Origin of the sequence: Devosia sp. LjRoot3, assembly GCF_964252865.1 — a bacterium.
GTDB lineage: Bacteria > Pseudomonadota > Alphaproteobacteria > Rhizobiales > Devosiaceae > Devosia.
In genome coordinates this window covers 93,880-105,980 of record NZ_CAXUPK020000003.1, presented here as the reverse complement: position 1 = coordinate 105,980, position 12,101 = coordinate 93,880, and the positions used below count along the sequence as shown (strand labels likewise).

10 protein-coding genes and 1 other RNA gene are annotated in these 12,101 nt (G+C 61.7%); 10 read left to right on the top strand and 1 reads right to left on the bottom strand.

The features are described from left to right. Position 1 precedes the first annotated feature (1 nt). A complete protein-coding gene (locus ACSQ2A_RS11490) occupies positions 2–916 on the bottom strand; it encodes a hydrogen peroxide-inducible genes activator (protein WP_436072353.1) in 915 nt (304 codons plus the stop codon). Positions 917–1,010: 94 nt separating this feature from the next. On the opposite strand from ACSQ2A_RS11490, the gene katG reads away from it, so the two are divergent. The 10 genes from katG to ACSQ2A_RS11440 all read left to right on the top strand — a co-directional run bounded on the left by katG (position 1,011) and on the right by ACSQ2A_RS11440 (position 12,074). After that, a complete protein-coding gene (gene katG / locus ACSQ2A_RS11485) occupies positions 1,011–3,206 on the top strand; it encodes a catalase/peroxidase HPI (RefSeq protein ID WP_436072352.1) in 2,196 nt (731 codons plus the stop codon). Between the two features lie 171 nt (positions 3,207–3,377). Further along, positions 3,378–4,526 (top strand): DUF2336 domain-containing protein, encoded by a 1,149-nt coding sequence (locus tag ACSQ2A_RS11480; protein WP_295411472.1) that lies wholly within the window; start codon positions 3,378–3,380, stop codon positions 4,524–4,526. Positions 4,527–4,674: 148 nt separating this feature from the next. Beyond that, positions 4,675–5,625 carry an ArsR/SmtB family transcription factor gene (locus tag ACSQ2A_RS11475; protein ID WP_436072351.1) on the top strand — a complete coding sequence of 317 codons (951 nt, stop codon included), beginning with the start codon at positions 4,675–4,677 and terminating at the stop codon, positions 5,623–5,625. Between the two features lie 4 nt (positions 5,626–5,629). Continuing rightward, a complete protein-coding gene (metF, locus tag ACSQ2A_RS11470; RefSeq protein WP_436072350.1) occupies positions 5,630–6,526 on the top strand; it encodes a methylenetetrahydrofolate reductase [NAD(P)H] in 897 nt (298 codons plus the stop codon). A 127-nt stretch (positions 6,527–6,653) separates the two neighbouring features. Next, entirely contained in the window at positions 6,654–7,448 is a 795-nt protein-coding gene (locus ACSQ2A_RS11465) for a hypothetical protein (RefSeq protein WP_436072349.1), read from the top strand. Positions 7,449–7,564: 116 nt separating this feature from the next. After that, positions 7,565–8,311 carry a J domain-containing protein gene (locus ACSQ2A_RS11460; protein WP_056309759.1) on the top strand — a complete coding sequence of 249 codons (747 nt, stop codon included), beginning with the start codon at positions 7,565–7,567 and terminating at the stop codon, positions 8,309–8,311. Positions 8,312–8,356: 45 nt separating this feature from the next. Then, positions 8,357–8,744: RNase P RNA component class A (rnpB, locus tag ACSQ2A_RS11455), an RNA gene on the top strand. A gap of 190 nt (positions 8,745–8,934) precedes the next feature. After that, positions 8,935–9,078: a hypothetical protein gene (locus tag ACSQ2A_RS11450; RefSeq protein ID WP_295411476.1), complete on the top strand. Its 144-nt coding sequence runs from the start codon at positions 8,935–8,937 to the stop codon at positions 9,076–9,078. A gap of 569 nt (positions 9,079–9,647) precedes the next feature. Next, positions 9,648–10,748, top strand: a complete 1,101-nt coding sequence (locus ACSQ2A_RS11445) for a carboxynorspermidine decarboxylase (protein WP_436072348.1) — start codon at positions 9,648–9,650, stop codon at positions 10,746–10,748. A 45-nt stretch (positions 10,749–10,793) separates the two neighbouring features. Then, entirely contained in the window at positions 10,794–12,074 is a 1,281-nt protein-coding gene (locus ACSQ2A_RS11440) for a saccharopine dehydrogenase family protein (protein ID WP_436072347.1), read from the top strand. Positions 12,075–12,101: the final 27 nt, after the last annotated feature.

Genomic DNA, 12,101 nt, shown 5'->3' with positions numbered 1-12,101 from the left:
CCTAAATTGCAGGGTGAACAGGGGCTTGCGCGCGGGTCTTGCGGATCACGCTAGCGATTTCTTCAAAGGTCTGGCCGAGCGGGGTGGCCTCGCGCCAAACCAAGGCAAGGTGACGGCCTGCGCGGGGGTCATCCAACTGATGCACCGCAATGCGCGGATCGCTCGCTTCCTTGCGGAGCGCAATCTGCGGTAGCAGCGTCACGCCCTGCCCATTCGCGACGAACTCCACGATGGTGGAGAGTGACGTCGCCGCAAAAGTGCGCGTCGAACGTTCCCCCTCCAGCCGGCAGGCGGAAATGGTCTGATCCCGAAAGCAGTGCCCCTCGTCGAGCAGCAGGATGCGTTCCGGTTCGAGCGCTGCCAGCGACACCGGCTCGGCGGTCAATTCGCTGCTCGGCGTTGCCAGCACGAATGGGTCCTCGAAGAGCGGCGACACCACCAGCTTGGGACCACCTGCCGGCGGCTCGGATGCGATGAGCGCAATATCGAGGCTCCCGTCGGCAAGGCTTTCTAGCATGGCCTCGGTCCGGCTTTCGCTGATGGTGAACTTCAGCGCCGGCAAGTGCTGCGTCAACGCCGGAAAAATCTCGGGCAGCAGATAGGGCGCAACGGTTGGGATCAGGCCGAAGCGGATGGGGCGATTGGGCTTCCCGACGCTGCGCATGGCGAAATTGTCCAGCGCCTCGGATGCTGCCACCACGGGCCGTGCCAGTTCGACAAAGTCCCGCCCGAACGGGGTCAGCCGCACGCCCGTCTTCAGCCGGTCGAAAATCGTCGAACCGCAAAGCGTCTCCAGCGCCAGGATTTGCTGCGACAAAGCCGGTTGCGAAACGGCGCATTCATCCGCCGCCTGTCCAAAATGGCCCGTCCGGGCGACGGCCAGCGCATAGCGCATCTGTCTGAGGGTGATTGTCACGATAATTTCTTCCTATCGATGGAGAAAGAATTATCGATTGGCCTAATGGTTGTCACCTGAATATAACGCGCCTCAGCAGCAAAGGAGCCCCTATATGACCGATACGACGAATTCTCCCCACGGCGAGGCCCCCGCCGGCAAGTGCCCGGTGGATCACGGCGCCGCCAAGGTGCGCGCCAACCGCGACTGGTGGCCCAATCAGCTGCGTACGGACCTGCTGAACCAGCACTCGTCCAAGTCGAATCCGCTCGATTCCGGCTTCAGCTATCGCGAAGCGTTCAAGAAGCTCGACTATGCGGCGCTCAAGAATGACCTGCGCAAGCTTATGACCGACTCGCAGGATTGGTGGCCGGCAGATTTTGGCCACTATGGTCCGCAGTTCGTCCGCATGGCCTGGCACAGCGCCGGCACCTATCGCCTCGGCGATGGCCGCGGCGGCGGTGGTCGTGGTCAGCAGCGTTTTGCCCCGCTCAATAGCTGGCCTGATAACGTCAATATCGACAAGTCGCGTCGCCTCCTGTGGCCGATCAAGCAGAAGTACGGCCAGAGCATTTCCTGGGCCGACCTGATGATCCTCGCCGGCAATGTCGCGCTCGAAACCATGGGCTTCCGCACCTTCGGCTTTGCCGGTGGTCGCGAAGACACTTGGGAACCGGATGAAGACGTCAACTGGGGCACCGAAACCGAGTGGCTGCAGCACCGCCCACTCGACAAGTTCGACCGCGGTCTCGGCGCCACCGAAATGGGCCTGATCTACGTCAATCCCGAAGGTCCGGGCGCCAATGGCGATCCGCTTTCGGCCGCAAAATTCATCCGCGAAACTTTTAAGCGCATGGCGATGAATGACGAAGAGACCGTTGCCCTGATCGGCGGCGGCCACACCTTCGGCAAGACCCACGGCGCTTCGGCTGAATCGCACAAGGGCGTCAATCCGGAAGCCGCAGACCTTGCAGAGCAGGGCTTTGGCTGGACCAGCTCCTATGGCACCGGCCACGGCGCAGATACCATCGGCAGCGGCCTCGAAGTTACCTGGACCCAGACCCCGGCCCAGTGGAGCAACTTCTTCTTCGAGAACCTCTTCAAGTTCGAATGGGTGCAGACGCGCAGCCCGGCTGGCGCCATCCAGTGGGAAGCCAAGGACGCTGATGCTGTCATTCCGGATGCTCACGATCCGGCCAAGAAGCACCGTCCGACCATGCTGACCACGGACTTGTCGCTGCGCTTCGATCCGATCTACGAAAAGATCTCGCGTCGCTTCCTCGAAGACCCGCAGGCCTTTGCCGAAGCCTTCGCTCGCGCCTGGTTCAAGCTGACCCACCGCGATCTCGGCCCGCGTACACGCTACATCGGCCCGGAAGTGCCGAAGGAAGAGCTGATCTGGCAGGACCCGATCCCGGCCGCCACTGGCGTCCTCGTCGACGCCGCTGACATCGCCGACCTCAAGCAGAAGGTTTTGGCCTCGGGCCTGTCAGTGTCCGATCTCGTCGGCACCGCCTGGGCCTCCGCCTCGACTTTCCGCGGTGGCGACAAGCGTGGCGGCGCCAATGGTGCCCGCATTCGCCTTGCCCCGCAGAAGGATTGGGCGGTCAACCAGCCGCTCGAACTGGCCCGCATTCTCGAAGCCCTCGAAACCATCCGCACCGAGTTCAACCAGAACGCTCGCGGCGGTAAGCAGATCTCGCTCGCCGACCTGATCGTCTTGGCCGGTAGCGCCGGTATCGAACAGGCCGCCCGCGTTGCAGGACACGATGTGACCGTGCCCTTCACGCCCGGACGTACCGACGCGTCTGCCGAGCAGACCGATGCGGCGAGCTTCGACTACCTCGAGCCGCCCGCCGATGGCTTCCGCAACTACGAGAACCCGGCTCTGGCGGCTCCTGCCGAAGTCGTGCTGCTCGACCGCGCGCAGCTCCTGACGCTCACGGCGCCCGAACTGACCGTGCTTGTGGGTGGCCTCCGTGCCATCAACATCAATGTCGGCGGCACCGAGCATGGTGTCTTCACCAAGCGTCCGGGCGTTCTTACCAACGACTTCTTCGTCAACCTCCTCGACATGAGCACGCAGTGGAAGGCGACTTCCGATGCCAAGACGCTCTACGAAGGCACTGATCGCAAGAGCGGCGAAGTCAAGTGGACCGCAACGCGCGTCGACCTCGCCTTCGGTTCCAACTCGGTGCTCCGCGCCCTGGCCGAAGTCTATGCCAGCGGCGATGCCCAGACCAAGTTCGTCACTGACTTTGTGGCCGCCTGGACCAAGGTCATGAATGCGGACCGCTTCGACCTGCTCTAATTCCGAGTGGCGAAAACAGTTTGGGCCTCGGGGGTAAACTCCGGGGCCCTTTTTCTTGGCCCCTGTGAATCCAGCAATTTGAATCAATTGCCTTTCGCTGCCTTCAGCACTCCCAAGCGACTCTGCGAGCACCTTGACTCCATCTATGCGGCATCCCGCCCGGAGAAGGTTATGAGTGAATTTGAAGAAGGCCGCCGAGCATTTGCGAGCTTTCGTGTGCTGAATGGCGAAGATAGCCATTCGGAGCGGGATCAACTGTTCCGCAACATGGCCAAGCTCTTCAGCTTTGTCTCCGACCGGTGCGACGATGAGCAAGTTGTGCAGTACGACGAGGCGCTCTGTCTCCTCGCCGAACTGGTCGAAGTCGAGGCCCGTGCCCATGTCGCCAAAATCCTGGCGCCGCTGCAGCGAGCGCCCGGCACGGTGGTGGTGAAGCTCGCTAATGATGACATCGAAGTGGCTCGGCCGTTGTTGGAATTTTCCAACGTGCTCAGCGATGACGATCTGATCGACATCATCGAAAAACAGTCCGAAGCGCATCGCGCCGCCATTGCCGGTCGCGCTGCGGTTACCGAACGCGTCAGCGAGGCTGTTGTCGAACACGGCGACGCCACCTCGGTCATCAAGCTGGTTCGCAATGCCAATGCCGAGATCGGCCGCACCGCGCTTGAAAAGCTCGTCGAACGGGCAAGCCACGATGCCGCCATTGCCGAAGATCTTCGCAATCGCGCCGAGATCGACTGGAAATCGCTTCGTGGTGAAATCGACTCGGTGGCCGACAAGGTTCTCGAAACCCTCGGCGAGGTCGATGGCCGCTTCGATCCGATCACGGCCGGCAAGGTCAATGCCGTCGTTTACAAGCGCATCCGCAACCGTGCTGGCTTCAATGCGCAGGAGTGGAAGGTCGCCTATAACCAAGTGCGCGCCCTGACCGATCGCAAGCAGCTCGACGACCGCGCTCTGGCCCGTTTTGCCCGCTTCGGCTATGGCCACCACGCCGCCGCCGCGATCGCAGTCATGCTACGCGTCGCTCCGGAAATCGTCGTGAAGTGGCTCGCCAGCCAGGACTACGCTGCAGTTACCGTTGCCCTGCGCGCCGCGGGTCTCCAGTCCGACCTTTTCGGGGCCATTGCCCCCACCTTGCCCTGGCGCGATCTGCCCACCGATGATCATCAAACCATGATGGTCAGCCGCTTCGAGGCGCTGGATGAGGAAGAGGCCCGGAACATCTTCGAGCTGTGGCGCGCCCATTCCTTCCGGCGCAAAAACCCGGCAGCGGCGACGGCTCATATCCAAGAGCCACAGGCAATGACGGCCTAGCTTCAATCGCCGCGGCTCTTGCCGCGGCGTTTTTGTCTGCCTTCACGCTGCTATCAACCTCCACGGCGCGCCGGAGATGAAAAAACACTAGACCTCGCTTTGCTGCTAGATATAAAGATATCTTTATATCTTGTGCGCGAGGCAGAGTGTGTCTGAACTGGTCGGTGTATTGAAGGCAGCGGGGGAGAGCACGCGCTTGCGGCTTCTGGCGCTGCTCGCCGATGGCGATCATTCCGTCAAGGATCTTACCGAGATCCTCGACCAGAGCCAACCCCGCGTCTCCCGCCACCTCAAGCTTCTTGCCGATGCCGGCCTCATCCAGCGCCACGCTGAAGGCGCCTGGGCCTATTATGGTCTCGCCCCGCACGGCCATGGCGCGGAACTGGCCCGCTGGCTCGTTGCCCGCATCGATCACAACAATCCCGAGCGCCAGCGCGACCGCGACCGGCAAGCCGCCGCGCTCGCCGCGCAGCAGGCTTTGGCCACAGCCTATTTCGCCAAGGTTGCAGAAAGCTGGGATCTGCTCAAAACCCTGCATGTGCCCGAGGAGGCCGTCGAAGCGGCACTTCTCGAAGCTCTCAGGGATCGTGTCGTTGACCTCCTCGTCGATCTCGGCACCGGCACCGGCCGCATGCTCGAACTTCTGGCGCCCGTCTACAAGCGCGCCATCGGCGTCGATTCGAGCCGCGAAATGCTTGCAGTCGCGCGCTCGCGCCTTGCTGCCGCCGGGCTCAACCAGGCCCAAGTGCGTCTCGGCGACATTGCTGCCCTCGATTCTGCCATCGGCCTTGCCGATGTGGTGGTGATCCATCAGGTGCTGCACTATTTCGACGATCCCGGCCGAATGCTGGGGCAGGCGCGACGCCTGCTCAAAAGCGGCGGCGAAATCTTGATCGTGGATTTTGCCCCGCACGCCCTCGAATTCCTGCGCACCGAACATGCCCATCGCCGGCTTGGTCTCTCGCAGGAGCAAATGACCGGCTGGGCGGAAGCGGCGGGATTGCATGTGCAGTCCATGCGCGAATTCCCCAGCAAGAACATGGATGGCGGGCTGACGGTATGCCTCTGGCGCCTCAGCGACCGCGCAAAGACGGAATAGACCAATGATCGACGACGACCTCCGCGCCAGTCGCCTGACCGCCGACAAGCGCCCCGAATTGCAGATTTCCTTCGAATTCTTCCCGCCCAAGACCGATGCGATGGAAGAAAAATTCTGGGAATCGATCGGCAAGCTCGCCCCGCTGAAGCCACGCTTTGTCTCCGTAACCTATGGGGCAGGGGGCTCCACGCGCGAACGTACCCTGCGCATGGTGCGCCACATCACGTCCGATACAGGCGTGCCGGCGGCTGCGCACCTCACTTGCGTCGGCGCCACTCGCGATGAAATCGACGAGGTCGTCCGCGGCTTTGCCGAAGTTGGCGTGAAAAGCATCGTCGCCTTGCGTGGCGATCCGCCGGAAGGCATCGGCAAGCCCTTCTCGCCGCATCCCCAAGGCTACCAGAACGCCGCCGACCTCGTGGCCGGCATTCGCAAGCTCGGCGATTTCGATATTTCCGTTGCCGCCTATCCCGAAAAGCACCCCCAGAGCGGGAGCTGGGACGAGGATATCGACAACCTCAAGCGTAAGATCGACGCCGGCGCCAACCGCGCCATCACACAGATGTTCTTCCGCAATTCGGACTATCTGCGTTTCGTCGATCGTGCCCGCAAGGCCGGCGTCAAGGCGCCCATCGTGCCCGGCATCCAGCCGATCCACTCGTTCAAGCAGATTTCCGGTTTCGCGGCCCGTTGTGGCGCATCGATTCCCGATTGGCTGGCCGAGCGTTTCGAGGGCCTCGAGAATGACCCGGACACGCATGCGCTGGTCGCCGCGGCCGTCGCTGCCGAGCAGGTAACGGAACTCCTCGACGAAGGCGTCACCGAGTTCCACTTCTACACGCTCAACCGCTCCAATCTGGTTCTGGCACTGGCGCGTTTGCTGGGCCGCCGGCCTGACTGAACCGGCGTTCAGCTTTCATTCAGCTTGTTGGCGGCAAAAGAATGTGAATTGGTGGTTCATAAAATGGCCACCAAGTTCGCCTTGAAGGGCGGATCACTCGCGACGCAAAGCGGAGCCGACTAGAGCTATGAAGATGGATCGCCGCCTGACCAATGGCCTCGCCTGGGCCGGGGCGCTGCTCGTCATTGGCATTCCTGTTGCCGATTATCTCACCGGGACCTTTGCTGGTTCCGATACGCCCAGCGTTGCGGTTGTCGATGCGGCGCCCGTTGCTGCGGAGGTCGCTGCCGTCGTGCCGCCGGCCGTGACCAAGCCCGCGGTTGCCGACGCGCCAAAGGCCGCCCCGACGCCTGCTGCCAAACCGCAGGCAGTTACCAGCGCTTCAGACCCAGTTTCTGGTTTCCTGCAATCGGGTAAGCCGCTGCCGAGCTACATTACAGGCGCGGATGCTCCTGCGACCGCGGCCCCCGCCAAGCCCGTCACCACGCCAGCCGCCCAGCAGCCCGCGCAGGTCGTAACGACGACGCCCGCCACCACAATTCCGGCCCCCACCGAGCAGGTTGCCGCCCTGCCGGCCAAGACCGCACCGATGCCGATGCCGCTTTCCATGCGTCCGCAGCCCGTTTCGGTTCCGCTGGCCTCGAACCAGCCGCTGATCATCGATCAGCCGACAGCTGCACCGATCATGCCGACGCAACAGCAGCCGGCCGATTTCGTCAGCGCCGAAGATCTCGAAGATTGGGAATCAGGCCCTCTCAACGAATTCCTCGCCCGTCGCGGCCAGCAGAGCAGTGCCACCTACCGGGTGCAGCAGAATGTGCCGGCCTATGACAGCAACGGCTTCTGGCTCGACGAGGGCCCGCAAAACGATCGTCCCATCCGGCGCTATAGCGAGGACGACGTCTATTACACGCCATTCTGATCGGCAAAGAGCGAGCGGCTCCCATGCACGAGAGGGCATGGACCGCGGCGCAATGCACAGATAATCTTGCGCGTCCTATCATTTGGGCTGACTCGACCGGCGTGAGGGCCAAGCAGATGTTGTGCTGCGTACGCAAGGCGGAAGAAAATCGCGATGTCTGGCAGAAGCTTTCGAGCTTCCTCGGCTCGTTTTCGCGCCGCACCGGCGTCGCGGGCCACATTGCCAATATCCTTGATCCCGACACCTGGCTGCCCGGTGGGCGCGAGGCTGCGTTCACGCTCGCCCTGATCGCCCTTTCGGCCAAGATGGCCATGGCTGATGGCGCCGTGACCGCCTCCGAAGTGCGCGCCTTCAACGCGACCGTTGAAATCACCAAGGGCCAGGAGCCCCAGGTCGAGCGCCTGTTCAATCTCGCCAAGCAGGACGTGGCCGGCTACGAAGCCTATGCGCGCAAGGTCGCGCGTTTCTTTGCCGATACGCCCGAAACGCTGGAACATGTGCTCGATGGCCTGTTCTTCATCGCCACGGCCGATGGGCTGGTGCACGAAGCCGAGCTCGACTACCTGCGCTCCGTGAGCACGATTTTCGGCTTCGACGAAGTGCGCTTCGAGCAGATCGCCTCGCAGCATGTCATGCTCGAAGAGGGCGTCGACCCATACGTGGTTCTCGGCCTGTCGCATGAAGCGCCGCCCGAGGAAGTCCGCCGCGTCTATCGCCTGCTCGTTGCCGAACACCACCCCGATCGCCTGATCGCCAAGGGTGTGCCCGAAGAGCTGATCGACGTCGCCACCGCCCGTATGGCAGCGATCAACCTTGCCTATCAGGCCATTACCAAGCCGCGCCCGCAGCCGCTCCTCACCTGATCTTCGCGCTTGACGCGGGGCGGGGTGCGCCCCTACATCGGCGCGCCAGTTGACCGGGTGACCGCTGGCAGTGGGGTAACCTGCTGCCGGAGGAAAGTCCGGGCTCCTTCGAAACACGGTGACGGCTAACGGCCGCCGGGGGCGACCCCAGGGAAAGTGCCACAGAAAGCAAACCGCCTCGGCCTGCCGGGGTAAGGGTGAAAGGGTGCGGTAAGAGCGCACCGGGTGCCTGGCAACAGGGACCGCACGGTAAACCCCACCGGGAGCAAGACCAAATAGGGATGACGCGGGGTTTCGGCCCCAGCCTGTTTTGAGGCCAGATCATCCGGGTTGGTTGCACGAGCGTCCTGGCAACAGGCGCCTCAGATGAATGGTCACCACGTCGCGCCTCGGCGCGGCCCTACAGAACCCGGCTTATAGGTCAACTGGCGCTGACCTCCTTCCTGTCATCATATCGCCACAAAAAAGCCCGCGACACGCCACAGTCGTGACTTTGGGTTAATCTACATTGCCGGTACATTGCGGTAAGTTCATGATTTTATTGTCTGATTTTAGCCACACGCAATGTTGCTGCAATGCTGGGATAGCTAATCTCCGTTCGTCAACACACACGGAGACATCAAGTGAAGAAGATCATCGCTCTCGTCGTCGCCTCGGTTATGGTTGCCGGCGTTGCTACCCCGTCCTTCGCCCAGACCTCGGGCGACAATTGCGTTTTCAAGGACAAGACCCTCTGCAAGACCGAGTCGCTGGTCCCGACCGTCTAAACGCTTCGGCCCCAGGGCCTGAACACTGAGACCCTCGAGCCTTCGCTTGAGTGTCTGGCACATCCGGCGACGGCCCTGAGAGTAGCCATCCAGAGCTACGCGATCAGAGCCGCCGCGGGTCAATTTTGCTCTTTGCGGTAACGCTTGAGCAAGACGAGGGCTCTAGAAGCCTCGTCGTTTCCAAAAAAAGGCCATCCCCTATGAAAGCCCTTCTTGCAGGCGTTGTCGCTGCATTCCTCATTTCGGCCACTGCGGCCCCGACCTTTGCAGCATCCACGACCGACGTGAACGACTGCGTATTCAAGGACAGCTCGCTCTGCGCGACGGAATCGCTGTCGCCGACAACGAACCAAGACACGCCTACTCCCCCGGCTGTCGTCTGATCGATCGTAGTGCGCGTCAGCGCCAATGTTTGAGCCCCTGGACCTCCCGGCCCGGGGCTTTTCCTTTTCTGGCATAGGTGATGCGCGGCGCCCCGCACTTGCGCGCTCCCTCTCATGGCTTTAAGGCGAACCCTTCGCTTTTTTCCGCCGTAGACCGGCGGCACACGCTGTAGGAGTTTGAGCGCGATGCCTCTGGCCACACCATACTATCTGATCGACGAAACTGCCCTCGATCGGAACCTAGCGCTTATCGACCAGCTCCGGGAACAGTCGGGCGCCAAGTGCCTGCTTGCCCTGAAATGCTTTGCCACCTGGTCCGCTTTCGCCCAGATGGCCCCCCGCATGGATGGCACGACCTCCTCGTCGCTCAACGAGGTAAAACTCGGCCGCGAAAAGTTCGGCGGCGAGACCCATGCCTATTCCGTCGCCTGGTCCGATGGCGAGATCGACGAAACCATCGCCAATGCCGACAAGATCATTTTCAATTCGGTTGGTCAGCTCGAGCGCTTTGCCGACAGGGCAGGGCATCTGCCCATAGGCCTCCGTGTCAATCCAGGCGTCAGCCACTCCCATTTCGATCTTGCTGATCCCGCACGTCCCTTCAGCCGCCTCGGCGAATGGAATCTTGATCGGGTTGAATCCGTGATGGATCGCGTCTCGGGCTTCATGCTGCACTGCAATTGCGAGAACGACTCGCTCGAAGCCTTTTCGGCTCTGCTCGACCAGTTCGAAACCAAGCTCGGCCGTCTGCTTGAGCGTCTCGATTGGGTCAGCCTTGGCGGCGGCATTCATTTCACCAAGCCCGGCTATCCCATTGAAGGCCTTGCCGCGCGGCTGAAGACCTTCGCCCAGCGCTTCGGCGTGCAGGTCTATCTCGAACCCGGCGACACGGCCGTTACCGACACGACCACGCTGGAAGTCAGCGTTCTCGACATCGTCGAAAACGGCAAACCTGTCGCGATCGTCGACAGCGCCGTCGAAGCGCATATGCTCGATCTGCTGATCTACCGGCAGAGCGCCGCTGTTGCGCCCGACGCTGGCCCACACCGTTACTTCATCGCCGGCAAGTCTTGTCTCGCGGGCGATGTGTTCGGGGAATTCGACTTTCCGGAGCCTTTGAGCGTTGGAAGTCGCATATCGCTGCTCAATGCGGGCGGCTACACGATGGTGAAGAAGAACTGGTTCAACGGCGTCAACATGCCTGGTATCGCCATCCGTCGGAAAAACGGTGAAATCGAGCTCGTGCGCGAGTTCGACTATGCCGATTACGTCTCCAGCCTCTCCTGATCCCGGCTGGGCAATGTCCACCACCAAGAAGGTGTTTCGTGCCAATTGAAAAAGAACATTCTGATCATCGGTGCCGGAGGTGTCGCGCAGGTCGCAGCTGCTAAGGCTGCCATGCACAATGATGTCCTGGGTGACATCAACATCGCCTCCCGCACCGTCGAAAAATGCGAATCCATCATTGCCGGCATCCTTGAGCGCAAGGTGCTGAAGCGCCCGGGGCTCATCGCCGCCCATCGGCTCGATGCCATGGATATCGAAGCCACCAAGGCTCTGATCCGGCGCACCAAAAGCCAGATCGTGCTCAATGCCGGTTCGGCTTTCCTCAACATGTCGGTGCTGCGCGCCTGCATCGAGACGGGCGCTGCCTATATCGACACGGCCATCCACGAAGACCCGTCAAAAATCTGCGAAACGCCGCCCTGGTACGGCAACTACGAGTGGAAGCACCGCGAGGAGTGCGAGCGTAAAGGGATCACCGCCGTTTTGGGTGCAGGTTTCGACCCCGGCGTCGTCAATGCCTATGCGGCCTTGGCATCGCAGCACTATTTCGACCGGATCGATTCCATCGACATCATCGATGTGAACGCGGGCAGCCACGGCCGCTATTTCGCGACCAATTTCGATCCCGAGATCAATTTTCGTGAGTTTACCGGCACGGTCTGGAGCTGGCAGAACAGCCAGTGGACATCAAACGAGATGTTCGAAGTCAGCCGTACGGACGATCTTCCAGTTGTCGGTTCGCACAAGACCTATCTCACCGGCCACGATGAGGTGCATTCGCTTTCGGCCAATCTCGGTGTGCCCGACATCCGCTTCTGGATGGGTTTTGGCGAGCACTACATCAACGTCTTCACGGTCCTGAAAAACCTAGGCCTGCTCTCCGAAAAGCCGGTTCTCACCGCCGAAGGCCAGGAGATCGTGCCGCTCAAGGTCGTGAAAGCCGTGCTCCCGGATCCCGCTTCGCTCGCCCCCAACTATGTGGGAAAAACCTTCATCGGCAATCTGATCAAGGGCAAGCGCAACGGCGCCGACGCCGAGATGTTGATCTACAACATCTGCGATCACGAAGAGACCTTTGCCGAGACCGGTAGTCAGGCCATTTCCTATACGGCCGGCGTTCCTGCTGTTGCGGCGGCCATGCTGATCGCCAAAGGCGAATGGGATTGTCACCACATGGCCAATATCGAGGAGCTGCCGCCGGTGCCGTTCCTGGGCCTGCTCGAAACCATGGGGCTGCCGACTCGCCTGCGCGACGCCAAGGGCGATCGCAGCTTTACCGGCGAAAAACTGCCCCAGCAGAAGAAAGCCCGGTTGGGCGCTTCCTGAGTAACTCTCTGAAATGGCCCGGTTTTG

Excerpts from the sequence above, each read along its gene's own strand:
- katG (WP_436072352.1), top strand. The coding sequence starts at position 1,011 with ATGACCGATACGACGAATTCTCCCCACGGCGAGGCCCCCGCCGGCAAG.
- ACSQ2A_RS11480 (WP_295411472.1), top strand. The coding sequence starts at position 3,378 with ATGAGTGAATTTGAAGAAGGCCGCCGAGCATTTGCGAGCTTTCGTGTG.
- metF (WP_436072350.1), top strand. The coding sequence starts at position 5,630 with ATGATCGACGACGACCTCCGCGCCAGTCGCCTGACCGCCGACAAGCGC.
- ACSQ2A_RS11465 (WP_436072349.1), top strand. The coding sequence starts at position 6,654 with ATGAAGATGGATCGCCGCCTGACCAATGGCCTCGCCTGGGCCGGGGCG.
- ACSQ2A_RS11460 (WP_056309759.1), top strand. The coding sequence starts at position 7,565 with ATGTTGTGCTGCGTACGCAAGGCGGAAGAAAATCGCGATGTCTGGCAG.
- ACSQ2A_RS11445 (WP_436072348.1), top strand. The coding sequence starts at position 9,648 with ATGCCTCTGGCCACACCATACTATCTGATCGACGAAACTGCCCTCGAT.